Here is a 25,482-nt window from a genome sequence, read left to right as displayed (position 1 = left end):
AAAAAAAGGAAAACTTGGTTGCATTAACCAAGTTTTCCTTTTTTTAGCCTTCCGAGTCAATTTCTTTAATCTTTTCTTCGGTTGGATAGACTGTCTGGGCAGCCTTAAATTCTGCTAGCTTATTATTGTATTCTCGTTCTAGTTCTTCTTTTTTATCTGCCACTTTTTTGTCGATATCTTTTGTTAACGAATTAATTTGTTGGTTTAATTGTTTGATTTCTCGCCGTTGTTGCCACATTGTACCTGTAGCAACCAACGCTACAACAACAGCACCGAGAAATGCTGAACCAATAATCACGATAATCAACGGTGCTGAAAATTGTGAAAACCCAAAATTTACAGGAACATTCATATTATTCAACACAGCAAAAATAACAATCATTAAAGTTAGCACTAGTCCAATGATAATACGCCATTGATTTTTCATTTGCGGCACTCCTTTATTTCTTATTAAATAAACCACCTGCTAGATAATCACCAATATGCGGAAACATTTGATAAAAACGAGCAGCAACTTCCATAGCCATAGGCCGATTAATTTCACGTTTCGGTCGTAGCATACTTTTGACAATTTGCTTCGCTAAAGGTTGAGCTTCTAAAATAAATGCTCCAACATTTTCTAAATAATTACCAGAAGGGTCGGCTTTGTCAAAAAAATCGGTTTTAATCGGACCAGGATTAACGGTTGTAACGAAGATATTAAAGGGTTTTAACTCTAAGCGTAGTGCGTTAGAAAAACCTAAAACCGCAAATTTTGTTGCTGAGTAAACCGTTGATTTTGGTGTCGCCATTTTTCCAGCCATTGAGGCGACATTAATAATATGCCCTGCTTGTTGTTCAAGCATTTCTACGGCGATACGTTGAGTTAATAACATCATTCCTAAGACATTCACTTCAAACATATTGCGAGCCAATGCCATATCAAATGAAACAAAATCTTCAAAATGCCCAAATCCTGCATCGTTCACTAATACATCTACTGTCCCTACTTCTTCTTTCAGTTTTCCCATTAAGCTATCAATACTATCTGGATTGGCGATATCCAGTTGAAAAGCATAGGCTTTTTTATGACTTAACTCCATGCAGTGTTCTTTAACTTGCCCAATTAAATGAATGCGGCGTGCACAGACCACCACAATTGCTCCTTGTTTGGCTGCTTCATAGCAAATTTGCTCGCCTAAGCCAGTTGAACCACCAGTTACTAGCACAACCTTATTTTCTAAGTTCATTTTGCTTCCCCCTGTTCTTTAAAAGGAATCGGCCAGACATAAAAATCTTTCGCTATAAATACATTTGGAAAGATCGCTTCCGCTTCCTCTTTTAACATCAAGACATCTTTTCCTAAATATCGTGCGCTGATATGCGTTAAAATTAACTGTCGAACATTCGCTTTTTTAGCAACTGTTGCTGCTTGTTCAGTCGTTGAGTGGAAATGTTTTCTTGCCATCGTTACTTCTGATTTTTGATAGGTACTTTCATGAATAAGCACATCTGCATCTTTAGCTAATTCAATGGATTGTTCGCAATAACGAGTGTCTCCTAAAATTGTCACGATTCGACCTTTCTTCGGTTGACCAACAAAATCTGCACCATTGATAACGCGTCCATCTGCTAGCGTTACTGTCTCGCCACGCTTTAAACGCCCATAGATTGGTCCTGCTGGCACTCCTAATGCTTTCAACGCTTCGACTTGTAATTCACCTTGATAATCAGTCTCCACAATTCTAAAGCCATAGCTATCAATTCCATGTGCTAATTTTAGACAAGAAACTTCAAATTGGGCATCTTTAAAAATAGTTCCTTCTTTCATTTCAATAAACTTAATCGGATAATTTAAGCGTGTTTTAGAAAGTCTTAGCGCCATGCGGACAAATTCTTCTACGCCAGTTGGACCATAAATTTCTAATGGTCCCGGTGGTTGTTCGCCTCCTTGGAATGAACGACTGCTAACCAAACCAGGTAAGCCAAAAATATGGTCTCCGTGTAAATGACTAATAAAAATTTTTTCAATTTTACGTGGACGAATAGTAGTATTTAAAATTTGCATTTGCGTCCCTTCACCACAATCAAAGAGCCAAACAGCATTCCGTTCGTCCAACAATCGTAATGCCACACTTGATACATTGCGGTGTTTTGCGGGAACTCCTGAACCAGTTCCTAAAAATTCCAACTCCATAGTTAACCTAACTTTCTCTTGCGATTATTTTTCTTAATTGTATCAATAATTGATACATTTGAAAACGAAAGACCTCTTCTTTTCCCTAAAAAAAGGAACTAGTGACTAAACCTAGTTCCTTTCTTGCTATTCAACAAATTCAAATTCAAATTTACCAATACGAACAATGTCGCCATCTTTCGCACCACGCGCACGTAACGCTTCATCAACACCCATTCCACGCAATTGACGAGCAAAACGCATAACTGTTTCATCGTGATCGAAGTTGGTCATTTGGAATAACTTCTCTAATTTCTCACCAGAAAGTGTCCAGGACGCATCTGGTTCGCGTTGTACTTCAAAGGCTGGTTCATCAGAAACAAAGCCATATTGTACCACATCTTCTTCCATTTCTTCTTCATACAATGGAAATTCTGGTGTCACTTCTAATAAATCTGCTGTAGCACTTAATAAAGCATCCAGACCTTGACGTGTAACGCCAGAAATTGGGAAGATTGGTGTTGGCTCAGCAAATTCATCCGTTTGTTCTTTGGCTAATTCAGCTTTGAATTTTTTTAAATTTTCTTCGGCATCAGGCATGTCCATTTTATTGGCAACAATAATTTGCGGACGTTCCAATAAACGCAAATTGTGAGAAGCCAATTCATTGTTAATTGCTTGATAATCTTCATATGGATCGCGACCTTCCATGCCACTCATATCAATGATATGCAAGATAACGCGTGTCCGTTCAATATGACGTAAAAATTGTGTTCCTAAACCAACACCTTGTGAAGCTCCTTCAATCAGTCCTGGTAAATCGGCTACGACAAAACTACGGTCATCTTTTGTACTAACCATGCCTAAATTTGGCACGAGTGTCGTAAAATGATACGCGCCAATTTTTGGACGTGCTGATGAAATAACAGATAGTAAGGTTGATTTCCCTACTGAAGGGAATCCCACTAAACCAACATCAGCCAAGACTTTCAATTCTAATTCAATCTTACGTTCTTGACCTGGTTCTCCATTTTCTGCCATTTCTGGTGCGGGGTTTCTCGGTGTTGCAAAACGAGTATTTCCTCGTCCGCCTCGTCCTCCATTCGCCACGACCAAAGTTTGACCGTGTTCAATTAAATCTCCTAGCAAAGCACCAGTCTCTGCATCACGGACAGTTGTCCCTTCAGGAACTTTGACATATAAATCGTCAGAACCTCGACCATGCATGCCTTTACTCATGCCATTTTCGCCTGCTTGTGCTTTAAAATGACGATTAAACCGAAAGTCCATTAATGTACGTAAGCCTTCATCAACGACTAAAACGACATTACCGCCTCGTCCTCCATCTCCCCCTGCTGGTCCGCCATCTGGGACGTATTTTTCTCTTCTAAATGCAACCATTCCGTCTCCGCCTTTACCGGCTTTCACGTCAATGGTTACTTGATCTAAAAACATGGACATATTATTTGTGTCCTCCATTCTATTTACTAATACAATTCGATACATCTAAGCCTTTATTATTGTACCTACCAACTCAGCGTTTGTCTATCTTTTCAGCAGTATTCTTTACATTCCATTATATTTTTCTAAAAACTGCTTCACTTTCGCTTGATAAGCCTCTTTATTCTTGGAGTAGGCCTTCGCATGCCCTGCTCCTTCAACAACCCATTTTTCTTTTGGCGCATCGGTTGCTTCGTACACAGTGTCTAACATTGAAAAAGGCACAAAATCATCCGCATCACCATGGATAAACAACATTGGGCGTGTATTTTTGGCTACCTGCTTGGTTGCATCCGCTTCGCCAAAAAAGTAACCTGCACGCACTTTCGTGACCAAACTAGTCACAGGAATCAACGGAAATGAAGGTAAATTAAATAATTCTTTCAGTTGGAATTGCAGCTCACCATTGACTGTTGCATAACCGCAGTCTTCAATAATTGAGACCACGTTTTTAGGTAGCTCTTCTCCACTCACCATCATGACAGTCGCAGCGCCCATACTCAAACCGTAAAGAGTAATTGTTTCATCGTCACCATTCGTTGCTAACACTTGATCAATCCATTGTAAATAATCTTTTCTTTCATGCCAACCAAAGCCGATATAGTCGCCTTCACTCTTACCATGGCCTCGTGCATCGGGTACTAAGACGTTATAGCCAAAATCATGATACATTTTGGCATATTCTCCCATGGTTTCAGCATTTCCCATGTAACCATGGGCCAAAATAGCCGTTTTACCCGTATCTTTTTCGGCAGGCAAATAAATTGCCGATAATTTTAAGCCATCATCCGATGTCAATTGCCAACGTTCACGATGGTTTTCATCTGAATACCAATTCGCAATTTCATCCGTTTCAACAATATCTGTCCCTGGTGTATCATTTGCTAAAAAGTCTTTTTCAGATGGGACTACCGCATAATTATAAAAATAATTTCCTGCCCAAATTAATCCCACAATTAAGATAAGAACAACCACTAACACAATCCGACCTACTACTTTCATCTGTAACCCTCCGATAATCTACTTCTCACGTTAGTATAAAGAAAAAAAGAACGTTCAACAATTATTTTCTCTTTGTTTACACGAACTTTTAGCAGATTCTAAAAAAAAACTCGTTGGCTGTTTGCTAAAAAGCTAGCAAATAGCCAACGAGTTTTTTTATTCTATACATTCTGTTAGTCAGATTTATTTTGTCTCAACTAATTTGAAACTTGACCATGGTTTCAAAAATCCTAGTAAGAATAATTCATCTTCAGAAATATGTCCTACCACGTTGACACGCCCATCATTTTTCATTTCTTTCAAGGCAATTTGCGTTTCCCCTTTGTATTGCCCATAACCAACATTATCAATCAAGACATCACCACGTACGATGTCACGCGTTGTGTGGGCAGGAAACGGCTTATCTTTGTAATAAACACGCGTCATTGTTGAGCGTAACATATAATCGGAACGATCGCCACGATAGCTGTGCAAATTATCGAATAAACAAATACGCTCATCTTCCGTAATTTCATCTTCAACAACTACTTTTAGTGTTGGATATGGCGCATTAAACGCGTCTGCCATCGCTTTTAACTCTGCTTCTGAGGCATAAGCATTCCCTACAAGGATATCGTCAATTAAACCTGTTAAAAGTAAATGTTTGACTTGTGTTGCGATTTCCAACTCACGATGATCTTCTAATGAACACAAACCGTCTTGAGTTGGCCAAGGTCCAAATGTTGCCTCATGTGAATTCACGAAAGCCATAGTATTTAAGTTATATTTACGGAATTTTTCTGAACAGTTCACAAAATGCTCATAACCTAATCCTGAGTAACGATGTGGATAAAAATTATGTGAGCCTAACAAGTTATCCGTGTTTGGTGAATACGACATAATATTGTCCACATAACTTGTACCCGCACTCATATTGATTTCAATTTTAATATTATAAGGATTACGTGTCATCCGAGCTTCTTCCGCACCAGTAAAACCAATATCTAACCGTACACCATCAGCACCCATTTCATGGAAAAATGATAAATCATCATAAGAAATTTCGAGCTGTTTAAATAGCCCTGGATTAATATCGACCATCACTTCCATATCCAAGCTATTTGCATAATCAACGACCTTTTTAAAATCAGCCAATACCTTTTCTTTATCATCTTTAATTTGCAATAAACTTGTAAATACACGTTTAAAACCATATTTGTGTGCTAAATCTAAATACGCTTTGTCTTTTTCAAATGTTGAACGTTCTGGATAAATTGAAACACCTAATTTTCCCATATGTGAGAATCCTCCTAAAAATAAAAAACGATTTTGTATCCACTTACAATTATAATTGCTCTAGACCAAATACGCAAGAGCCTTTCATGATTTCCCTTTCAAAAGAATGCTAGGAAAAAAAGAGATAATTTGTTATGATAAATAAGATGTTAGAACAGAAAGGAATTTCCATGATGAAAAATAAGAAACTTGCACTTCTATTCACCACTGCAGCAAGTCTAGCTTTATTGGCTGCCTGTACAACTAATTCTTCAACCGCTACGAGCGAAAGCACGGCTACAACCACCGAATCTAGTTCAATTGATTTAAATGCACTAGCATTACCTCAACTAGATTCAGAAGTAAAAGAAAATGAAGCCCTTGTTGAAATGAAAACATCTGAAGGAACCATTAAAATGAAATTGTTCCCAGAATATGCGCCTAAAGCTGTTGAGAACTTTCTCACCCATGCCAAAGACGGTTACTATGAGGGAACGACTTTCCATCGCGTTATCGAAGAGTTTATGATTCAAGGTGGCGATCCTAAAGGGGACGGCACTGGTGGTGAAAGCATTTGGGGCAAAGGCTTTGAAATCGAAATCTCACCTAATCTGTATCATATTCGTGGGGCATTATCTATGGCTCGTGCACAAACTTTAGATAGTCAAGGTAGTCAATTCTTTATCGTACAAAATGATGAAGATGTATCGGACGGCATTGCCAAACAGTTCGTACCAGAAAAAATCATCGAAGCCTATAAAAAAGGCGGCGCGAAAGCTTTAGATGGTAAATACACAGTCTTTGGCCAAGTTACTGAAGGCATGGATGTTGTCGATAAAATCGCTCAAGCCGATGTTGATGGTGAAACACCTGTTAAACCAGTAACGATTGATAAAATTACAGTCTTACAAGAAGCAAAATAAAAAAGTGGCGTGTTAGAAGAATTTCTAACACGCCATTTTTTTATTGTTTTTGCTCACCGACGATAAAGGTAAACTCACATTCTGCTACTTTCTTACCTTCAACTGTTGCAATTGCATCTGCTGTTCCGACTGAACCCTTTACTTTAGTAATTTCAAACGATAATTTGATTGTATCTCCCGGTACCACTTTTTGACGGAATTTTGCTTTATTGATTCCACCAATATAAGCTGTACGACCTAAAAATTCTTCTGATTTTAAAATTAAGATTGAACCAGCTTGTGCAAGGGTTTCTAAAATTAAGGCGCCCGGCATAACTGGATTTCCTGGGAAATGTCCTTGGAAGAAATCTTCATTGATTGTTACATTTTTCGTTGCAATAATTTTTTTACCAGGATCAATTGAATCAACATAATCTATATAAATAATTGGATAACGGTTTGGAATTAACTCCATTACTTCTACTTCAGTCAACAATTTTTTCATTCTTTCGTTCCTCTTTTCACTAGTTTAAAAATTTCTTTTACTTTGATTATCAAAGTATCATATTTTGATTAATTTGGCAACTTTAGAATTAATTAAGTAAATTTAGTTTGACAATCAAACAATTTTATCTAATAATAGATAATCATGGTGGTAAGCCATGAATTACAAAATTGAATGTACTTATTCATCTATTTATTATAAGGAGTGGAATTATGAGTTTCTTAACTGGTAAAAAAATCGTCGTCATGGGTGTCGCAAATAAACGTAGTATTGCATGGGGTTGCGCACAAGCTTTACGTGAACAAGGTGCAGAAGTTATTTACACTTATCAAAACGAACGTATGAAAAAACCTTTGGAAAAATTGTTAGAAGGAAATGAATTTTTAGTTGAGTTAGATGTTGCAAGCGATGAAAGTATTGCCAAAGCTTTTGATGCAATCAAAGAATATGCAGGTGAAATTCATGGTGTGGTTCATGCTGTTGCTTACGCAAACAAAGAAGACTTACAAGGAAATGTCACAGATATTTCTCGTGATGGTTATGCTTTAGCGCAAGACATTAGTAGCTATTCATTAATTGCTGTCACACACTATGCAAAACCAATTTTAGCCGACAATAGCGGTATTGTGACATTAACTTACTTAGGTGCTGAACGTGCGGTTCCTAACTACAACATGATGGGAATTGCAAAAGCTTCATTAGAGGCAGCTGTTCGTTACCTAGCTGCTGAATTATCTCCACAAAAAATTCGTGTGAACGCTGTTTCTGCTGGCGCTTTAAAAACACTAGCTGTAACAGGCGTGAAAGATCACCAAAAATTAATTCAACTATCTGAAGAACGTACACCAGATCATATTGGTGTAACAATCAAAGAAGTCGGAAATGCGGTTGCTTTCTTAATCAGCCCATTATCAAGCGGAATTATCGGAGAAACGATCTTTGTAGATAAAGGTGTTCATTTATCTTAATTTTTCTTTTAACTGCATCTAATTAGTTTTCTTTTTTAACAATCTCTTGCTACAATAAGAAACGGAATTGTAGGAGGGATTGTTATGTATTTTTTAGGAACAGCTGCAACAACCGATTCATCAGAAATCGGTATTATTGAGCCTGCTGCCAAGCAATTAAATGCTTTTCAACGCTGGTGGGCAAATTTAGATTGGGAGGCTATTACAGGTCTTCTTATTCAAAAGACGCTAACGATTATCTTTATCATTATATTGTTTGGGATTCTCGCACGTGTCGCTAATTTTTTAATTGACCGTGGATTTCGTTCCTATGGAAAAAAAGTGAATAATGAAATTAGAATGACAACATTACGTACATTGATATATAATATTGTGCAATATACACTCGGATTTTTCTTTATTTATGCCCTACTTTCAACCATTGGTATCCCTGTCGGTTCATTGTTAGCAGGTGCGGGAATTGCAGGTTTAGCCATTGGTTTAGGTGCACAAGGCTTTATGAATGATATTATCACTGGTTTTTTCATCATTACCGAACAACAAATTGACGTGGGTGATTATGTTCGTCTGATTGATTTAACTATTGAAGGTACCGTCACTGCGGTTGGTTTACGTACGCTACAGTTAAAGTCTGCTGATGGAACGGTTCACTTTGTACCCAACCGGAATATCACCACTATCAGTAATACGTCTCGTGCAGATATGCGCGTGTTAGTAGATGTTCGTATTGACCCAACGGAAGGAATTGCTGGCATCCAACAAGCAATTGAACGAGCAAACCAAAGCATCGTTGAAAAATATGCGGAATTTATTCAAACACCACCTGTTGTTTTTGGCACAGTCGATTTAGGAAATAGCAATTATGCTATTCGTACAACAATGTATGTGACAAACGGTCGCCAATTTAAATTGCAAGAAGAATTATTGACTGCATCCATTCATGAATTAGCAAAAGATGGTTTTACGATTCCAAATAGCCCAATTTTGCCAAAATAAAAAGAAGTGCCTAGAAGATTTTTCTCGGCACTTCTTTTTTATTAACTAATTAATTTTTCTTTTATTGGCTTTTCTTTTGGTGTCATCTCATATCTTTTTTCTAGTTCATGAACCAAATGATTAACTGATTTTAAGATTTCTTTTCTGGTGACAATTCCATGAAAGACTTTTTCTTCATCTACGACTGGAAGAAAAGAATTGTTGACTAATAAATGCAACATATCTTCTAGTTCTTCTTTATAAGTGATGGATGGTACATTGACTTCCATGACATCTGCCACTGTTAGCCCCTCCAAAATCCCGATATCAAAGCCTGTTAGTCCCATCATCTTATCAATGATATTAGCTAAACTAATCAAACCGACTAAATGGTCTTCTGAATCTAATACTGGAATTTTGGCATAGCCAACTTTTGAAAGAACAAGCAGTGCATGTTCCAACGGATGATTATATAATACCGTTGCCACATTATCTGCTGGAATTAAGAAATTTTCTTGATTTTCCATCAGTAATGCTTCGATATGTTTCCCAATCAAATTTATTCCTCCATTTCAATTTCCACTTTATTATTTTACCTTAAAAATGGAAAAAGAAAGCGAGAAAATCGCTTTCTTTATAAAAATTATAACAATTTATTTTGCAAAGGTAAATGCTAAATCAGGGATTGCTTCAAACTCTCGATTATAATATTGCACATGGAAAGCTTCTGGTGTGCTATCAATAATCGCATAGCTTTTAATTTGAATGGGCCCGCGCGGTTGTGAAATACTACCTGGGTTTAAGAAAAGACGTGATCCAACCTTTTCACAACCGATTTGATGAGTATGACCAAATAACACGATTGTTGCATCATTCGTCTGTGCTTCGATTCCTAATTGCGTGACACCCATGCGAACATTTGACAGATGACCATGCGTGACATAAATTCGATCTTGACCAGTGTCAATCAATTGATTTTTTTTGTACCCTGCATCATAATCACAATTCCCAGTAACAACGTATGCTGACTGCCATAACTCGTCACTTGAAGGTAATTCAGAATCTCCACAATGAATCATATAATCGACTTTTCCTTGATAGTGCTGGAACAAATCGACTAAAATTTTGCGGTCGCCATGATTATCACTTACCACTAAGTATTTCAAATTAAATCTCTCCTTCCAACCAAGTTTGCCAGTTCTCACGTAGTTTTTCTATTGCTTTCCCACGATGACTTTGTTTGTTTTTTTCTTCTGGTAACATCTCTGCTGCTGTTTTGTCCGTTCCATCCACAATAAATAGTGGATCATAGCCAAAGCCATCATTTCCTCTTGGAATACGTGCAATACGTCCTGGCCACTCGGCTTCAACGACTAAACTTTCTTTTTGAGGTGCTGCAAAAACTAACGTACAATGGAACTGCGCTGTTCGTTGTTCATCAGGTACATCGGTCAATTCATGTAAAAGTTTAGCATTATTAGCCGCATCACTTTTTTGCGTACCGGCAAAACGCGCAGAATAAATCCCTGGCATGCCTCCTAACGCGTCTACTTTCAGCCCAGAATCATCCGCTAAAACAGGACATTGTAATAAATTGGCAATAGTTTCTGCTTTTAAGCGCGCATTGTCTTCAAATGTTTGACCGGTTTCTGCCACGTCTGGTAAATCAGGGAAATCATTCAAGGTTTTTACTTGATAGCCCGCTTCTCCAAAAATTGCAGCGAATTCTTTGGCTTTCCCCATATTACCAGTGGCAATCATAATGGTTTTATCCGAAAATTCACTTTGATCAACCGATGCGTACAGTGCTTCTTTTTGCAAAGCAATAAGTTCTTCAATCGCTGTTTTCCCATAAACTAGCATCTCATTGAGTTGCTCACCGTCAAAAGTTGCTCCTTCACCTGTGCCTTGAATTTCCACAAAGCGTCCCGATTCAGTCATCACTAAGTTCATATCGACTTGTGCAGCACTATCTTCGACATAATCTAAATCTACGCCACAAGAACCATCTGGGAGAATCCCCACACTAATTGCTGCTAAGTGTTCTTTAATCGGATTTTCTTTTAATTCATTACTTTGCATTAATTTATCAATCGCTAAGCGTAACGCAACAAAGGCACCTGTAATACTAGCTGTGCGTGTACCACCATCTGCTTGGACGACATCGCAATCAACAACAATACTACGCTCTCCTAATTTATTCAAATCAACCACCGCACGCAACGAACGCCCAATCAGACGTTGAATTTCCATTGTGCGACCGGTGAGTTTCCCTTTAGAACTTTCTCGACGATTTCTTGTATTTGTCGCACGAGGTAGCATACTGTATTCTGCTGTTACCCATCCTTGACCAGTATTTCTTAAAAAAGGAGGCACACTCTCTTCAATTGTTGCTGAACAAATGACTTCCGTATCTCCAAATGAAATCACAACTGACCCTTCCGGTTGTTTGTAAACATGTGTACGGATTTGAATTTCTCTTAATGCTTGTTGTCCTCTACCATCATGACGCATGAATCTTCCTCCTTGTATAAATAAATCTTTCTATAAATCAATATGTTCAGAATGCACTGGAATTGTTTCTAACCATTCCTTAGCAATACCATCGAACATGACCGTTGAGCCAGTCGTATAAAAGTATGCACTTGGTTGTCCAGCTGTGGTATTGGCTATATCAAAGTAATCCAACAACATACTGACTTCCCCAATCGTTTCTGCACCAGAATCAATTAACGTAACTTGTTCACCCATCACATTTTGGATGATTGGTCGTAATAAAGGATAGTGTGTACAACCTAAAATTAAGGTATCTAACTTTTTAAATTTCAACGGGATTAAAGTCTCAGCCACAATTTTTTTTGCTACGGATGATTGAAATTGATTACTTTCAACAATGGGTACAAATTTCGGACATGCTAAACTCGAAACAGTTGCTTCTGGTACTTTAGTTTTGATGGCTTTTTCGTAAGAACCACTTTTTACCGTTCCAGCAGTCCCAATGATACCAATATTGCGATTTTTCGTGGTTTTAACCGCTGCTCTCGTGCCGGGTAAAATCACGCCGACAACAGGAATATTCAACTGCTCTTTAATTTCTTCTAATGCGACTGCCGTTGCGGTATTGCAGGCAATCACAAGCATTTTAATATTTTTTTCGAGTAAGAAGTGGGTCATTTGCCAAGTATATGCAATGACTTGTTCGGCAGGACGCGGACCGTATGGACAACGAGCTGTATCACCTAAATAAATAATATGCTCATTTGGCAATTGTTTCATTGCCTCCTTCACAACAGTTAAGCCCCCCACCCCAGAATCAATAAAACCAATGGGTTGTGTATTTGTCATTTTTTCCATCCTTGTTATTCAATTTATCTCTTTATTTTGTACTTTTTCCTATTTTTTTTCAAGCGTTCCATTCGTAACCCCGCTCTTTTTTATTATAGCACGAAAAAAATCCAAGGACCTGCTACAATCTAGTTGTTTTTTAGATAAATAAAAAGTGTTAGAATCGGCAAGCGACTTTCTAACACCTTTTATTTGCAAAACTCGCTCATGTGAACGAGTTTAATATTTGTATTTTTTTGTTTCCAAATATTTTGATAACAATGATAAAACGTAGCAAATCGCAAAATAGCTCACGGTCATCGCGACGAACATCGGAATGACATAATTGGTATTTTGACCATAAATAATACGTGCATGGTGGGTAATTTCTGGTAAAGAAATAATTACTGCTAAGGATGTATCTTTAACCAATGAAATTAACTGGCTGACAATTGCTGGAATCATTGAACGAACAGCTTGTGGCAAAATAATAGTACGCATCGTTTCTACATAAGTTAATCCTGTCGATAAACCTGCTTCCATTTGTCCTTTTGGTACTGCATTCAATCCTGCACGGAAAATTTCTGATAACATTGCTGATTCAAAAATCGTTAATGCTACAACTGCTGACCAGAAAATATCAAAACGAATCCCAATTTGTGGTAAAGCAAAATAAGTGAAAAAGATGATTAATAATAGTGGTAAGTTACGAATGATATCTACTATTGCACCCAAAATTTTTGAAAAAAATGGAATCTTAGCAAAACGTAATGTTCCTACTAAGCCACCAATTAAAAAACTAAATACAATTGAAAGAACAGAAACCGCAACAGTTACCTGTAATCCATCTAATAAAAATCGTAAATTTACGAATGAAAATGCACCGATAAAATCCATTGTTGTCTCCTTTCTATCCTCGAACTGCCCAACGTTTTTCTAAATTAGCCATTAAATATGATAATGGTAAGGTTAATACCAAGTAGAAAAGCCCTACAATGATATACGTATCAAAAGTAATGAATGTCGCATTAGCAACTAAATCACCTTGATACATTAAATCCATCCCGGCAACCATTGCTAAAATAGATGAATTTTTAATCAAATTAATAAATTGTCCACCTAATGGCGGAATAACAATTTTAAATGCTTGTGGTAAGACAATATATCGCATCGTTTCCGCATAAGTAAATCCTGAAGAAAGCCCTGCTTCCATTTGTCCTTTCGGTACAGTTTGAATACCTGAGCGTACCGTTTCAGCAATAAATGCTGAAGTGTAGATGGTTAAACCGATCGTTCCTGCTTGGAAACCGTCAAATGGCATCCCATATAATGGTAAAACGACATAAAAAAACATCACAATAATTAAAAGCGGGATATTTCTAAAAAATTCAACATACGCCTTCGCTAAATTTTTGACGAATTTATTTTCTGAAAGTTGCAAAATTGCCATTAACGTCCCAATAATCAAACTAAAAAATAATGCTAGTAAACTTGAAAGAATCGTATATTTGAATCCTTCAAAAAACAAATTGGCATTTGTTTGAAATAACTCAATCATTTTATCCCTCCTATTTTACTCTTCCTGTGTCATCATTCGGGAACCATTTCTCATAAATTTCATCATAAGTTCCATCTTCATGCATTTCTTTTAATGCTTGATTGACTGCTTTACGGAAGTCATCTTGTCCTTTGTTAATCGCAATTCCATAAGGTTCTTCAGTGAAAGTCCCACCGACTAACTTATAATCGGGATTTTCACTCGCCATTCCTAACAAAATAGCATTATCTGTGGTCATCGCATCCCCTTGTCCGGCTTGTAGCGCAGTGAAAGCTTCTGCATAATTTTCTAGCTCTAAAATTTTTGCTTTGGGTGATGCTTTTCTAATATTGACAGCTGAAGTTGAACCTTTAACAGCTAACACTGTATCATTTTCATCTAACGTGTCGACACCTTGAATATCACTATCTTTATTTACTAATAATGATTGACCTGCATCAAAATAAACATCTGAAAAGTCTACTTGTTTCTTACGCTCCTCAGAAATCGTCATCGTCGCAATAATCGCATCAATATTCCCATTTTTTAATAAAGGAATTCGCGTTTTAGAAGTCACTTCAACAAAGTTAGCATGACCGTCACGGCCTAAGATTTTTTCAGTAATAGCTTTGGCAATATCAATGTCAAATCCCTTCACTTCTCTCGAAGGAATATCCATTAAACCAAATAGGCGGGTGTCATTTTTCACACCCCACACAATTTCATTCGAAGTCTCTGCTGTTTCCAAAATATTCAAGTCTGCAACATTTCCTGACTTACATCCAGCAAATCCGAAAAGAGCTAGTCCAAGAATAAAATAGGAAAAAAACGTTTTTTTACGCATCCTTTTCCCTCCTAATCCTAGTGATTAATTACTTTACTAATAAATTGTTGCGCACGTTCTTCTTTTGGATTTTCAAAGAATTCTTTTACGTTACGACTATCTTCTAATACTTGTCCATCGGCCATAAAAATAACGCGATCGGCTACTTCTCGCGCAAAGCCCATCTCATGCGTCACGACAATCATTGACATTCCTTCACGGGCGATTTTTTTCATTACATCCAGTACATCCCCAATCATTTCAGGGTCAAGAGCTGATGTTGGTTCATCAAATAATAACATTTCAGGTCGCATCGCTAATCCTCTAGCAATTGCCACACGTTGTTGTTGACCACCAGATAGCATCGAAGGATACGAATCTTTTTTGTTCAACATTCCAACACGATCTAAAATTTCTTCAGCGCGCTTGGTTGCTTCTGCTTCACTTTCTTTCAAGACTTTTGTTGGCGCTAAAATAATATTTTCCAATACAGTTTTGTTTGGATAAAGATTAAAATGTTGAAAAACCATTCCTATATTTTTACGAATTTCCGTTAATTTTGTTGCTTTACTACGGATATCCTGACCATTAATCAATAAATTTCCAGAACTAATCTTTTCTAGTCCATTGATGGTACGAAGCATTGTACTTTTTCCAGAGCCTGACGGTCCGATCACTACGACAACTTCTCCTTTTTCAAATTCCAAATTAATGTCTTTTAACGCATGGAATTTTCCGTAGTATTTCTCAACGTTTTTAAATTCAATCATTGACATTGTTTCACGCTCCTATTTTCTTTTAAATGGCAATTTAAAATTGCACAATAATGCATATTATAGTCTGTCTATTTCTCATTTGTAAAGTTTTTTATAAGTCTAAGTAAGCAATATATACCAAGATTCAATAAGAATTGCGAAGAAACGCTTAGAAAAGATTGTGTATTTTTGTAAAAAAAGGTAAGATTATGTGTAAACTATTTAAAAGAAAAGGTGAATATTTTGAATACAATTCTTACTGGAGATCGTCCTACAGGGAAACTGCATTTAGGACATTACGTGGGTTCTTTAAAAACACGTGTTGAGATGCAAGCTAACCCAACGAATAATTTATATGTCATGATAGCTGATGTCCAAGCGCTAACTGATAACGCCAAAAATCCAGAAAAAGTTGCTTCAAATATTTTAGAAGTTGCTTTGGATTACTTAGCAGTTGGTTTAGATCCAACTAAAACAACCATGTTTATTCAATCGCAAATCCCACAAATTGCTGAATTAACAATGTTCTATATGAATTTAGTCAGCGTGGCTCGCGTTCGTCGTAATCCAACGGTGAAATCAGAAATCGAACAAAAAAAATTTGGTGAAGGTGTGCCTACAGGCTTTTTTGTTTACCCGATTTCACAAGCTGCTGACATTACAGCTTTCAAAGCAAATTTAGTGCCCGTTGGTGAAGACCAAAAACCAATGTTAGAACAAGCCCAAGAAATTGTACACAGCTTTAACGCCACATATGATGACGTCTTAGTTCATCCAAAAGGCGTTTTCCCACCAAAAGGTATGGGGCGTTTACCAGGAATTGATGGTAATGGCAAGATGAGTAAGTCTTTAGGTAACGGTATTTACCTAGCAGATTCTGCTGACATCGTACAGAAAAAAGTGATGAGCATGTACACTGATCCAAATCATATTCATGTGGCTGACCCTGGTCAAGTTGAAGGCAATATGGTCTTCACTTATTTAGATGTATTTGGAACAGAGAAAGAAAAAATCCAAGAATTAAAAGAACATTATCGTCGCGGTGGTTTAGGTGATGTGAAAATTAAGCGTTACTTGATTGATGTCTTAGAAGCGGAACTAGCACCGATTCGTGCTCGTCGTGAAGAATTTGCCAAAAATCCTGACCATGTGATGGATATCTTACGTCAAGGTAGTTTAGCCGCTGAAAAAGTAGCCGCTGAAACCTTGTCAGAAGTTAAATCAGCAATGGGAATCAATTATTTTAACTAGTTTCAAATAGTCCCCCTCCGTTAGAATATTGAAACGGAGGGGGATATTATTTCGTTATAGTTTTTCTATATATACAACCTCATCAACAAACTGTAAGTCATCTAATTTGTGAGTAATCATTAGAACAATCTTATGTTCAAAAATTTCCACAAGCTCAGACAATACACGTTTTGCCGTTTGTCGATCCAGTGCTGATGTCGCTTCATCTAGCAAGATAACATCTGCTTCTGAAAAAAAGAGCCTGGCAAAAGCAATCCGTTGACGTTCTCCTCCAGATAGCGTCTCTAAATGTGGTCCTAATTTAGTAGCTAGTTTGTCTGGTAACTGTTGATAGAAAGAAAGCAATTGACATTTTTCTAACACTACTTCAATTTCTTCATCTGAAACATCTTTTCCTAAGCAAATATTTTCTCGTAACGTATCTGCAAAAATCGGAACGTCTTGAGAAATGTAGCTTACCTTTTCATAAACAGACTGAATATTTAAGTCATGCAATGATTGTTGATTATAAGAAATTTCACCACTATCCACAGAAAACAAACCTAGCAATAAACGAAACAAAGTTGATTTACCAGTCCCACTTTTACCAACTAGTGCATATATCTTCCCTTTTTCAAATACTGCTGAAAAATTCGTAAAAATTGCCTGCTGTTCAATGCTAAACGACATATTTTTTATTGTAATCGTATCAACACCCGTTAATTGTTGGTCACCATAAAATTTTTCATCCTCAGCCGAAGCATATACCTCTTTTAAACGTTGATAAGCAGTTTGATCCAACTGATACTGCACGAACAACACATTGACTACGGCAATTGGTTGATAAATCCTGTCAACATAAGCAAGCAGCGCCACAAAACTCCCTAGAGATAAATTTAGTTTCCCAGAGAAAAACAACCCTACAAGTATAATCTTCAAAATTGCCATTAATATAGCAAAGCAAGCAAAAAAGAACTCATGAATCATCCGCATTTTGGTTGCAGTACGCACTGATTCTACTGATAATTGCTGATAGCGTTCGATTTCTGATTGATATTTCTTATTTACGCGTAAGGCAACTAGTTCAGTTAAGCCACGGACAAAAATGCTTGTCAATTCTTCTTCATTGTTTAGAATTGTTTCTTTGAGAGAATATAAAAACTTTAACAACAATTTAGTGAACCCAAAAATAATCATATATCCTACTAAAATCAAACCAAGCAGGTACGGATTTATGAACAAGACAAATAACAATGTAAAACACATTTCCGGTACAAGTTCTCGTAGTATACGTCCATAGAAATGCACATAGATATTGCGACCCGCAGTCGCTCCTGCTTCAATCCGCTGTAGAAGTTTTTCAGGACGAATAGCCAGATATTTCTGATAGTCAATAACAGCCACTTTCTTCAATGCTTCTGTTTTCAAAAAGTAAACCAAACCATACTCCAAGTAGCTTTCTGAGTACTCTGCTACATAGGCAATAATTGGTCCTAATAATAAGGTACATGCGTAACTTACGACCCATAATATATGACGATGGTCTAAAATTTTTTGTAAAAAATGAATATTTAAAGTACTAATCAATGACCCTACTATTCCTAAAATAAGGTATAAACTAAATGTCTTTTTAAACACCTTGCGTATTTTTTTGTTCATAGCGATATCCCCTTCATTATTTAACTAATAAGGACGATATAGCTAAGTATGATAGGAAAAAATCCTCGATATAGTGCCTATCTCTCAGCTATATCGAGTAGATACCTCGTTGACCACTCATTTTACACCCTCCGATTAAATCGCTTTCATAGACTGTAGCATATTTCCTAATTTTGGACAATTGATTTTATGATTTCAACATGTATGAGCTATTAATAATGACTACTCATATTGGGCAATTTTTAATACTTCTAATAATTCAGCACCAAAATCAGCAACCCGCTTCTCTCCAAATCCTGGTACTTCAGTTAATTCTCCTTTATTTTGTGGCATTCTTTCTATCAAAGCTTCCATTTGTTTATCTGTAAAAATATAGTAAGCTTTTCCAATTAGTCCTTTTTCCCTACTTTTTTGTAAACGGAATTGTTTCACTGCATTGATTAATTCCGTACGATTCACTAACTGAATCTTTTTTTTGTATTTTTGATAATTATCCAAATAATTGACCATTTTAGACTGATGCAATGCTAAGTGTTTCTGCGCCCAATTCAATAAATCTTTATCAGAAAAAGCTGTATTTTTTGATTCTTTCACTTGTTTTTCAATATACGTAATAAGCTGATCCGCTTGAATCACTTGTGATTTAATTTCTTTTTTCGCAAAGCGATCTTGTACGACTGTTCTTGGATTTGCTAACACCACCACTGATTGATAACGCTCTTCTTGAAACATTTTTCTAAGTATTTTTTTCAAAGGGTGTTCATTTTCATCCTTTAGCACATGCTTAAGAACATCAATATGTCGTTTATTTTGAGCAAGAGGTGAATAGATACGTTCTGGCTGACGTTTCCCAACCTTACGAATAAAATCACCTCGGTTGGTAATCTCAATATTGCCGTATAAATTTTTACATTCAACAACAAAACATATTTTATGGGTAAAGATTAAATAATCAATCTGTGCAGAACGTTCTCCATGTTCAATATAGATATCATGCAAAATATACATAGGTATTGTTGCATGCTTTAATTCAAAAGCAATATTTTTCTCTCCTTGAATCCCATACTCCAAAGAACGAACATCATGAGCTAATTGCTTTTGGCCTTCTTCTGACAATTTTGAAGAAAATTTTTTCATTTCCTCAATTCGTATATGGTGGTCTTGAAATTCGCGCAAAAATATTGGTTCAGACAACTTCTTTGAAAAAAACATTTTATTTTTCCTCCTAAATAGCATGACAAATTACTTCTTTGATTTATATTCTTACTTTAAATATACCATTTTTAGTGTCAAAAAAATCAGAAATGTCCTAAACGTCTGATATCTGTACTTGAACGTTAGTTTTTAGAAATTAAAATCAAAAAACACCAAAAATCGATGCATCGACTTTTGGTGTAAAAGTGGATTAGTTGTTAGTCTGCAAATAGTTTAACCTCATCGAATGTTGACATAAATAAATGAACGCTTCAAAAGTTTGTTGCTTTGCCAGTTTCTTGACAAAACTCGGTTCGTTAAGCATTTCTACTAACTGGACAAATAATTCTTCAAACATATCTTCTCGCTCTTCTTTCAAAGCTAACAATAAAACTAGTTTTACTTTTTTTCCGCCCCAATCAATCGCTTTGTCTAAGCAGCAAATGGATACAGCATTTTTTTCTGCACATCTTTTAATAGCATGTGGAATCGCAAAATAATTTCCATAGGATGTACTTGAAAGTAGCTCTCTTTCTAAAACTTTCTCATGATACTCTTCGTTACAATACCCTTTATCCAATAATTGTTGACACAGAAAATCGATGACTGCTTCTCGGGTATCAAATGACATTTGACTAAAAAATAATTCCTTCTTGAAAAATCGTTCAAAAACTGTACTTTTTTTCGCCTGCTGTTCAAATAATTTGGTAATTTCTAAAATATCATGGTCTGTTAAGAAGGAAGCATAATGATAAATTGGTACATCTGACTCTGGTTCTAAATATTCGGAAGTAACAATTAAATCTACATTCTTAATTTTGCTTGCTTTATATTCCAAAACAGATAAAAATTGAATGATTTCAATTGAAAATCCTGTAATTTTTGATAACTTTTGACTGATAATTCGCTGACTTGCAATGCCATAAGGACTAACAACCAGGACTCGTTTCTTTTTATTAATACGTAAGGTCTCTGAAGCAGATAAAAAATGAAGAGCAATATAAGCGATTTCATCATCGGGAAAAGAAATAACTAGTTGCTTTTGAATCATTGACGCTGCGTAAACACTAATATTATAAATAAAAGGGAATTTATTCTTCATTTCCTCCACTAAAGGGTTGGTTAGATAGCTTTTTTGAATGCCTCTAGTATACAAACCTGAAAGATGCATCGTTAGGTAAGTTTTGAATTGTTCATCTTTAGAAAAGTCAATTTTATACATGTGTCTGATACTTTCAAGAATCTGCTCGACAATTTCAGTAAGATAATAATCTTCAATTTGTGGTTGTTTGGGTAATTTCCCTAAGTATAATCTACGGATGTAAGGTAATTCATTTTCTGGGATAGTTATCCGAATTTTCTTTAGTTCTGTAGACAACTCTTGCGCAATTTGATAACTCATATCTTTATCATATGCTTCTATCTCTTCAGATAAAATACTCCCCATTGCTACTCGTTCAATTAACACAGCAAGATGTAATACAAAAGAAATTGTTGAAAAATCATTTAGTACGATATTTTTCTCACGATGAAAGTGAATAATGCAATCGGATAGCTCTCCTAAGTCGCAGGATGTAAAATAATTACTATATTTATCAAGGCTTAATTTGTTGATTTCAATTTCTCGATTTAAAAATATATTAAATAGCTTGCGTTTTTGTTCTTCATCACCTGGAATAAACAATTGATTTTGCTGGCGAGTAATTAATAGTTTTTTATCTTGTTTTTCAATAACAGCATTTAACTCCCTAACTAGTCTATCTAAAGTTGATTCACTGACAAACAAAAGATCGGCTAACTCAAAAAAATTAATTGCTTGTTTTTCAATCATATGATATACCAGTCGAAAACGAACATCTTCTTTAATCGGTAATACCGACACTTCTGAAGGCCGAATCAACATAAATCCTTGTCCAGCCTTTGATTGAATAATTGGTTCATCTCCTTGTTTATTCAACTGCGAAATATCATTACGAATCGTTTTAGATGAGACCATTAAATGTGCTGCTAATTCATTGGCAGTTAATGTATGGTTTGTTGTATGTTGTAACAATTGAATAATTTCTTGTTGACGTTCCAGCGGATTCACTTGAACTCCCCTCCTCATGTCAGTATATTAGCATATTCTAATAGCTATCGCACAAAAGCGGAAACAGCACTAGTATTGTCTCCGCTTATTTTTACTATTCAGATTCTGCTTCGAGTTTAATTAAGTTCTTTTCGTAAACTTTTAAAAATGGATAGTAAATGACACCATTTAGTACCATTAAAACCATCACTAACACAAACGCTCGCCAATCTAAGGTTGATAAAAATGCTCCTAATGGTGCGGGCATCTGCCATGAAAAGACAGCAAATGTTTTTCCAACAACACCCCAGCTCATTAACAAATACGTTACAATACTATTAAATACTGAAGTAAAAATAAATGGAAATAAGAAAATCGGATTAAGCATTAATGGTGTGCCAAAAATAATTGGTTCAGAAATACCGAAAATAGATGGGAGGAATCCGATTTTTCCAACTGTACTTAATTGTTTTGATTTTGACCGCATCATTAGAAAAGACAAGGCTAAAACCGATCCTGAACCACCGATAATAACAAAATATGTCCAAAACGGCGTGGTAAAAATATTGGATAATTCTGCACCTGTTATTTTTTCTGCGGCATTGATTGAAAGATTCCCATCACGAATTGGTCCTAAGACGCCTGCTAAAGCAGCATCATGAATACCAAAGAACCAAAATAGATGAACTAAGAACGTAATAATAATAGTAAAAGTTAGACTATCTGCTGCTTTAAAACTTGGAGACATGACATTATAAATAAATTGAACAGCTGTGGTGCCCATCAAATGAAAGACAATAAATAAAACGGAGTAAAAGCTCAATAAAATCATTCCAGGCACCAAAGTAGCAAATGTTTCTGATAAAGAAGCAGGTACGCTATCTGGCATTGAAATACGTCCAATATTTTTCTTGCGCATCCAATGATAACCTTCCACTGTTACAATTCCAACAAAAATTGCCATTAGAATCCCTCGACCATCAATAAAACCAATCTCTACTTCTTTGCCATCCCACCCCATTTTTAGAGGTGTTAAAACCAGCATTAAGAAACCAGCAATTGCAAACATAATTGGTCTTAAAACATCCTCATTGTAATGTCTACATAAAAAATACGTCACACCTAAACAAATATATAACGACATAGCTCCTAGCGTAATACCACTCAACCAATTTAAAATCATACTATTATTATTGGCAAAATCTGCCCAAGCTAATAACAGCTTATTTGTTGTATCATCGGTTACTGGTGCTGCATTAATGATAATTGGAAGAGATCCAAATAAGGTGATTGGTAACATTGACATAAAGGTATCTCGAGTTGCTTTTAAATGCCGTTGCTGACTCAATTTATTCGCAAAAGGTGAAATATATTTATCCATACTATCGCTTAAAGATTGAAATCCCATATTTATTCCCCTCCAATTAATTTAACTATATCTTCATAGACACCTTTTCCATCCATTATCCCATATTTCATTGGTGAAATGGCACGAACAGGTACATCTACAGCTTGCTCAATTTGTGGTAATAAAAAACGAATTTGCGGTCCAATCAATACTAAGTCGGCACCAGCAAGATAATCTGTATATTCGGACTCACTATACGCTTTTACTTCTAGTGTATGATTTGATGCTGCTTCAATTTTTTTGGCCAGCATCCCAGTAGACATCCCTGCATTACAAACTAAAATCACTTTTTTCATTTTATTTTGTCTCCTTCGAATTTTCGACGTGTAATCAATCTTGCATTGCTTGCAATCATTTCTTTAAACCAATAATAAGAAGCTTTCGGTTTTCTCACTTGGTTATTTTCAAAGTCTACAGCAACCAAGCCATAACGTTTTTCTACACCATTTTTCCAAGAATACAAATCAAAGGATGCCCACGCATAATACCCTCGAATATCAACACCTTGATCCATGGCATTCATAATTGCATTAATATGATCGTTCATAAAAGCAATTCGGTACTCATCTTGAACACACTCAACCGAAACATCTTCACGAACTCCTACCCCATTTTCTGTTACAAAAATTGGCAATTGATATCTTTGCCATGCTTCCAAAAGACCATCTTGCAAGCCTTTCGGATAAATTTCGGTATCCCAAGCAGTATACTCACTATTTGGATCTTTCACTTGTTCAAACCAGTTTTTAATTACCACTTTACTTTGCCCTTTTTTACCTGAGTGATTAAAAATCAGTTGTGTTTCTCCTTCGGTATAAGGTTTCACCAATGTACGTGCATAATAGTTTAATCCAATAAAGTCAACGGTATATTGTTTGATAATAGCGAGTTCTTCTTGTTTCATAAAGGATACATCATATTTTTCTGATAGCTTTGCAATTAAATCGATTGGGAATTCACCTAAAGCAGCAGTATCTAAAATCCAATTATTACAATAATTGTCTGCATAGCGCATTGCAATTTTTGTTTCAATCGAATCATCCACCCCATTTACTGGTGTATAGCTATGGACAATCCCAATTTCCCCTGGATAGTTTCCTTCTCGAAAAGCCCTTACTGCTAATGCACTAGCATACATCACATGGTAAGCACCGTACATTGTTTTCTGAACATCTTGCAAACCTGGAGGATAGTTTCCAATAAAGTAACCATTCACAATAAACCACTTTGGTTCATTAAATGTCGTCCAATACGTCACTTTTTCACCAAAATTTTCAAAACAAACTTTAGCAAAATGTTCATATGCTGCGCATACTTGATGATTGAGCCAACCACCTTCTGCTTCCCAATACTGAGGTAAATCCCAGTGATAAATAGTTACAAAAGGTTCAATACCATACTTATGACAAGTGTCTAAAATACGATGATAAAAAGCCACCCCTTTTTCATTGACCGTACCTTCTTTATCTTTGATAATCCGTGGCCATGATAATGAAAAACGATACGTATTTTGTCCACCTTCCGCCATCATACGAATATCTTCTTCATAGCGATGATAGTGATCGCTCGCAATATCGCCATTTTCTAAATTATTTTCATGTAGATAGACATCCCACATTGAAGGTTGCTTGTCATCTACATCCCATGCACCCTCACATTGATAAGAAGCTGTTGCGCCACCCCATAAAAAGTTTTTATCCATATAAATTCTCCTTCCACTTATATAGTTCTCCAATATCTCCAATTAATTCAACAGCAATATCCGTTGACGATAAATGGCCTTCTGCATGAACTAAAAGTAAATCAATATTTTCCATACATTCAGCAGCCGATAATTTCCGTAACAATTCTGCATGTGCTTTTTTAGCCAAAACAATTTCTTTTCTTGCTTCCTGATATTTATCATTGTAACTTTCAACATTGCCTTGTTTGACTTCCATCATAGCTTCAAAGGCACAACTCTTAGCATTTCCTGCATGAAGAATAATTGCCATTGAATCTAATTCTGTATTTATTTTTTCTTTCATTTTTTCAACTCCTTCTTACAAACACAGTATAAAACGTTTTCAACATTTGCTGAAATCAATTTTTTCCACATTAGAAGTGGCAATCTTCAACTTATATGTACTTCCACAATAAAAAAACCACTAAAGAGTCAGTATTTAACTCTTTAGTGGTTTTTTTTATTGAATAATAATTATAGGCGACTTGAAAAAAACTTCT

At 36.0% G+C, this 25,482-nt stretch carries 26 protein-coding genes; 4 read left to right on the top strand and 22 right to left on the bottom strand.

Going from position 1 to position 25,482, the window contains the following annotated elements; genetic code table 11:
* Positions 1–43 precede the first annotated feature (43 nt).
* The 6 genes from BAU17_RS09575 to BAU17_RS09550 all read right to left on the bottom strand — a co-directional run bounded on the left by BAU17_RS09575 (position 44) and on the right by BAU17_RS09550 (position 5,932).
* A complete protein-coding gene (locus BAU17_RS09575; RefSeq protein WP_161902597.1) occupies positions 44–427 on the bottom strand; it encodes a LapA family protein in 384 nt (127 codons plus the stop codon).
* 13 nt (positions 428–440) lie between these two features.
* Positions 441–1,229: an SDR family NAD(P)-dependent oxidoreductase gene (locus tag BAU17_RS09570; protein WP_161902596.1), complete on the bottom strand. Its 789-nt coding sequence runs from the start codon at positions 1,227–1,229 to the stop codon at positions 441–443.
* On the bottom strand, positions 1,226–2,176 hold the full coding sequence (gene rnz / locus BAU17_RS09565; RefSeq protein WP_161902595.1) for a ribonuclease Z: 951 nt from the start codon (positions 2,174–2,176) through the stop codon (positions 1,226–1,228). Before rnz ends, BAU17_RS09570 begins: the two co-directional genes overlap by 4 nt.
* A 126-nt stretch (positions 2,177–2,302) precedes the next feature.
* On the bottom strand, positions 2,303–3,616 hold the full coding sequence (gene obgE / locus BAU17_RS09560; protein WP_161902594.1) for a GTPase ObgE: 1,314 nt from the start codon (positions 3,614–3,616) through the stop codon (positions 2,303–2,305).
* Positions 3,617–3,721: 105 nt separating this feature from the next.
* The gene (locus tag BAU17_RS09555; RefSeq protein WP_161902593.1) at positions 3,722–4,657 is read right to left on the bottom strand and encodes an alpha/beta hydrolase; all 936 of its coding nucleotides are present in this window, start codon (positions 4,655–4,657) and stop codon (positions 3,722–3,724) included.
* 183 nt (positions 4,658–4,840) lie between these two features.
* Positions 4,841–5,932 (bottom strand): DUF871 domain-containing protein, encoded by a 1,092-nt coding sequence (locus BAU17_RS09550; RefSeq protein ID WP_161902592.1) that lies wholly within the window; start codon positions 5,930–5,932, stop codon positions 4,841–4,843.
* A gap of 173 nt (positions 5,933–6,105) precedes the next feature.
* Between BAU17_RS09550 and BAU17_RS09545 the strand changes: the two genes are divergently transcribed.
* Positions 6,106–6,834, top strand: a complete 729-nt coding sequence (locus BAU17_RS09545; RefSeq protein WP_161902601.1) for a peptidylprolyl isomerase — start codon at positions 6,106–6,108, stop codon at positions 6,832–6,834.
* A 40-nt stretch (positions 6,835–6,874) separates the two neighbouring features.
* Here BAU17_RS09545 and fabZ read toward each other — a convergent pair whose 3' ends face one another.
* Positions 6,875–7,318 (bottom strand): 3-hydroxyacyl-ACP dehydratase FabZ, encoded by a 444-nt coding sequence (gene fabZ, locus BAU17_RS09540; RefSeq protein WP_161902591.1) that lies wholly within the window; start codon positions 7,316–7,318, stop codon positions 6,875–6,877.
* Between the two features lie 212 nt (positions 7,319–7,530).
* Here fabZ and fabI point away from each other — a divergent pair, with 212 nt between their 5' ends.
* Both fabI and BAU17_RS09530 read left to right on the top strand, forming a co-directional pair.
* On the top strand, positions 7,531–8,286 hold the full coding sequence (gene fabI, locus BAU17_RS09535) for an enoyl-ACP reductase FabI (RefSeq protein ID WP_161902590.1): 756 nt from the start codon (positions 7,531–7,533) through the stop codon (positions 8,284–8,286).
* A gap of 84 nt (positions 8,287–8,370) precedes the next feature.
* Positions 8,371–9,282 carry a mechanosensitive ion channel family protein gene (locus BAU17_RS09530; protein WP_161902589.1) on the top strand — a complete coding sequence of 304 codons (912 nt, stop codon included), beginning with the start codon at positions 8,371–8,373 and terminating at the stop codon, positions 9,280–9,282.
* Positions 9,283–9,323: 41 nt separating this feature from the next.
* On the opposite strand, the gene cbpB is transcribed toward BAU17_RS09530, so the two are convergent.
* The 8 genes from cbpB to BAU17_RS09490 form a co-directional block, all read right to left on the bottom strand.
* Positions 9,324–9,818 (bottom strand): cyclic-di-AMP-binding protein CbpB, encoded by a 495-nt coding sequence (cbpB, locus tag BAU17_RS09525; protein WP_161902588.1) that lies wholly within the window; start codon positions 9,816–9,818, stop codon positions 9,324–9,326.
* A 96-nt stretch (positions 9,819–9,914) separates the two neighbouring features.
* Positions 9,915–10,427, bottom strand: a complete 513-nt coding sequence (locus BAU17_RS09520; RefSeq protein ID WP_161902587.1) for a metallophosphoesterase — start codon at positions 10,425–10,427, stop codon at positions 9,915–9,917.
* A 1-nt stretch (position 10,428) separates the two neighbouring features.
* Positions 10,429–11,775 (bottom strand): ribonuclease PH, encoded by a 1,347-nt coding sequence (rph, locus tag BAU17_RS09515; protein ID WP_161902586.1) that lies wholly within the window; start codon positions 11,773–11,775, stop codon positions 10,429–10,431.
* Between the two features lie 30 nt (positions 11,776–11,805).
* Positions 11,806–12,606, bottom strand: a complete 801-nt coding sequence (racE, locus tag BAU17_RS09510; RefSeq protein WP_161902585.1) for a glutamate racemase — start codon at positions 12,604–12,606, stop codon at positions 11,806–11,808.
* Positions 12,607–12,825: 219 nt separating this feature from the next.
* Positions 12,826–13,482: an amino acid ABC transporter permease gene (locus BAU17_RS09505; RefSeq protein ID WP_161902584.1), complete on the bottom strand. Its 657-nt coding sequence runs from the start codon at positions 13,480–13,482 to the stop codon at positions 12,826–12,828.
* A gap of 13 nt (positions 13,483–13,495) precedes the next feature.
* Entirely contained in the window at positions 13,496–14,143 is a 648-nt protein-coding gene (locus BAU17_RS09500) for an amino acid ABC transporter permease (RefSeq protein ID WP_161902583.1), read from the bottom strand.
* Positions 14,144–14,153: 10 nt separating this feature from the next.
* Positions 14,154–14,966: a transporter substrate-binding domain-containing protein gene (locus tag BAU17_RS09495; RefSeq protein ID WP_161902582.1), complete on the bottom strand. Its 813-nt coding sequence runs from the start codon at positions 14,964–14,966 to the stop codon at positions 14,154–14,156.
* A gap of 17 nt (positions 14,967–14,983) precedes the next feature.
* The gene (locus BAU17_RS09490; protein WP_161902581.1) at positions 14,984–15,721 is read right to left on the bottom strand and encodes an amino acid ABC transporter ATP-binding protein; all 738 of its coding nucleotides are present in this window, start codon (positions 15,719–15,721) and stop codon (positions 14,984–14,986) included.
* A gap of 219 nt (positions 15,722–15,940) precedes the next feature.
* Between BAU17_RS09490 and trpS the strand changes: the two genes are divergently transcribed.
* Positions 15,941–16,951: a tryptophan--tRNA ligase gene (trpS, locus tag BAU17_RS09485; protein WP_161902600.1), complete on the top strand. Its 1,011-nt coding sequence runs from the start codon at positions 15,941–15,943 to the stop codon at positions 16,949–16,951.
* A 54-nt stretch (positions 16,952–17,005) separates the two neighbouring features.
* On the opposite strand, the gene BAU17_RS09480 is transcribed toward trpS, so the two are convergent.
* From BAU17_RS09480 to BAU17_RS09450, 7 genes are all read right to left on the bottom strand, one after another.
* The gene (locus BAU17_RS09480) at positions 17,006–18,589 is read right to left on the bottom strand and encodes an ABC transporter ATP-binding protein (protein WP_161902580.1); all 1,584 of its coding nucleotides are present in this window, start codon (positions 18,587–18,589) and stop codon (positions 17,006–17,008) included.
* Positions 18,590–18,811: 222 nt separating this feature from the next.
* Positions 18,812–19,801, bottom strand: coding sequence for an NERD domain-containing protein (locus BAU17_RS09475; RefSeq protein WP_161902579.1), 990 nt, complete (start codon positions 19,799–19,801; stop codon positions 18,812–18,814).
* A 193-nt stretch (positions 19,802–19,994) separates the two neighbouring features.
* Entirely contained in the window at positions 19,995–21,872 is a 1,878-nt protein-coding gene (locus tag BAU17_RS09470; RefSeq protein WP_161902578.1) for a BglG family transcription antiterminator, read from the bottom strand.
* Between the two features lie 94 nt (positions 21,873–21,966).
* Positions 21,967–23,259, bottom strand: a complete 1,293-nt coding sequence (locus BAU17_RS09465; protein WP_161902577.1) for a PTS sugar transporter subunit IIC — start codon at positions 23,257–23,259, stop codon at positions 21,967–21,969.
* 2 nt (positions 23,260–23,261) lie between these two features.
* A complete protein-coding gene (locus BAU17_RS09460) occupies positions 23,262–23,555 on the bottom strand; it encodes a PTS sugar transporter subunit IIB (protein WP_161902576.1) in 294 nt (97 codons plus the stop codon).
* On the bottom strand, positions 23,552–24,961 hold the full coding sequence (locus BAU17_RS09455) for a glycoside hydrolase family 1 protein (protein WP_161902575.1): 1,410 nt from the start codon (positions 24,959–24,961) through the stop codon (positions 23,552–23,554). Before BAU17_RS09455 ends, BAU17_RS09460 begins: the two co-directional genes overlap by 4 nt.
* Positions 24,954–25,286: a PTS lactose/cellobiose transporter subunit IIA gene (locus tag BAU17_RS09450; RefSeq protein WP_161902574.1), complete on the bottom strand. Its 333-nt coding sequence runs from the start codon at positions 25,284–25,286 to the stop codon at positions 24,954–24,956. The genes BAU17_RS09455 and BAU17_RS09450 overlap by 8 nt, the downstream gene beginning before the upstream one ends.
* Positions 25,287–25,482: the final 196 nt, after the last annotated feature.

It is taken from the genome of Candidatus Enterococcus willemsii (assembly GCF_009933335.1).
Lineage (GTDB): Bacteria > Bacillota > Bacilli > Lactobacillales > Enterococcaceae > Enterococcus_F > Enterococcus_F willemsii.
The sequence above is the reverse complement of the archived record's forward strand: the minus strand, read 5'-3'. Positions and strand labels throughout refer to the sequence as shown.

Excerpts from the sequence above, each read along its gene's own strand:
- BAU17_RS09570 (WP_161902596.1), bottom strand. The coding sequence starts at position 1,229 with ATGAACTTAGAAAATAAGGTTGTGCTAGTAACTGGTGGTTCAACTGGC.
- obgE (WP_161902594.1), bottom strand. The coding sequence starts at position 3,616 with ATGTCCATGTTTTTAGATCAAGTAACCATTGACGTGAAAGCCGGTAAA.
- BAU17_RS09490 (WP_161902581.1), bottom strand. The coding sequence starts at position 15,721 with ATGTCAATGATTGAATTTAAAAACGTTGAGAAATACTACGGAAAATTC.
- BAU17_RS09530 (WP_161902589.1), top strand. The coding sequence starts at position 8,371 with ATGTATTTTTTAGGAACAGCTGCAACAACCGATTCATCAGAAATCGGT.
- BAU17_RS09450 (WP_161902574.1), bottom strand. The coding sequence starts at position 25,286 with ATGAAAGAAAAAATAAATACAGAATTAGATTCAATGGCAATTATTCTT.
- BAU17_RS09575 (WP_161902597.1), bottom strand. The coding sequence starts at position 427 with ATGAAAAATCAATGGCGTATTATCATTGGACTAGTGCTAACTTTAATG.
- BAU17_RS09465 (WP_161902577.1), bottom strand. The coding sequence starts at position 23,259 with ATGGGATTTCAATCTTTAAGCGATAGTATGGATAAATATATTTCACCT.
- BAU17_RS09505 (WP_161902584.1), bottom strand. The coding sequence starts at position 13,482 with ATGGATTTTATCGGTGCATTTTCATTCGTAAATTTACGATTTTTATTA.
- fabI (WP_161902590.1), top strand. The coding sequence starts at position 7,531 with ATGAGTTTCTTAACTGGTAAAAAAATCGTCGTCATGGGTGTCGCAAAT.
- BAU17_RS09455 (WP_161902575.1), bottom strand. The coding sequence starts at position 24,961 with ATGGATAAAAACTTTTTATGGGGTGGCGCAACAGCTTCTTATCAATGT.
- BAU17_RS09555 (WP_161902593.1), bottom strand. The coding sequence starts at position 4,657 with ATGAAAGTAGTAGGTCGGATTGTGTTAGTGGTTGTTCTTATCTTAATT.
- BAU17_RS09460 (WP_161902576.1), bottom strand. The coding sequence starts at position 23,555 with ATGAAAAAAGTGATTTTAGTTTGTAATGCAGGGATGTCTACTGGGATG.
- BAU17_RS09475 (WP_161902579.1), bottom strand. The coding sequence starts at position 19,801 with ATGTTTTTTTCAAAGAAGTTGTCTGAACCAATATTTTTGCGCGAATTT.
- fabZ (WP_161902591.1), bottom strand. The coding sequence starts at position 7,318 with ATGAAAAAATTGTTGACTGAAGTAGAAGTAATGGAGTTAATTCCAAAC.
- rph (WP_161902586.1), bottom strand. The coding sequence starts at position 11,775 with ATGCGTCATGATGGTAGAGGACAACAAGCATTAAGAGAAATTCAAATC.
- BAU17_RS09545 (WP_161902601.1), top strand. The coding sequence starts at position 6,106 with ATGAAAAATAAGAAACTTGCACTTCTATTCACCACTGCAGCAAGTCTA.
- rnz (WP_161902595.1), bottom strand. The coding sequence starts at position 2,176 with ATGGAGTTGGAATTTTTAGGAACTGGTTCAGGAGTTCCCGCAAAACAC.
- BAU17_RS09480 (WP_161902580.1), bottom strand. The coding sequence starts at position 18,589 with ATGAACAAAAAAATACGCAAGGTGTTTAAAAAGACATTTAGTTTATAC.
- BAU17_RS09500 (WP_161902583.1), bottom strand. The coding sequence starts at position 14,143 with ATGATTGAGTTATTTCAAACAAATGCCAATTTGTTTTTTGAAGGATTC.
- BAU17_RS09495 (WP_161902582.1), bottom strand. The coding sequence starts at position 14,966 with ATGCGTAAAAAAACGTTTTTTTCCTATTTTATTCTTGGACTAGCTCTT.
- racE (WP_161902585.1), bottom strand. The coding sequence starts at position 12,606 with ATGACAAATACACAACCCATTGGTTTTATTGATTCTGGGGTGGGGGGC.
- BAU17_RS09550 (WP_161902592.1), bottom strand. The coding sequence starts at position 5,932 with ATGGGAAAATTAGGTGTTTCAATTTATCCAGAACGTTCAACATTTGAA.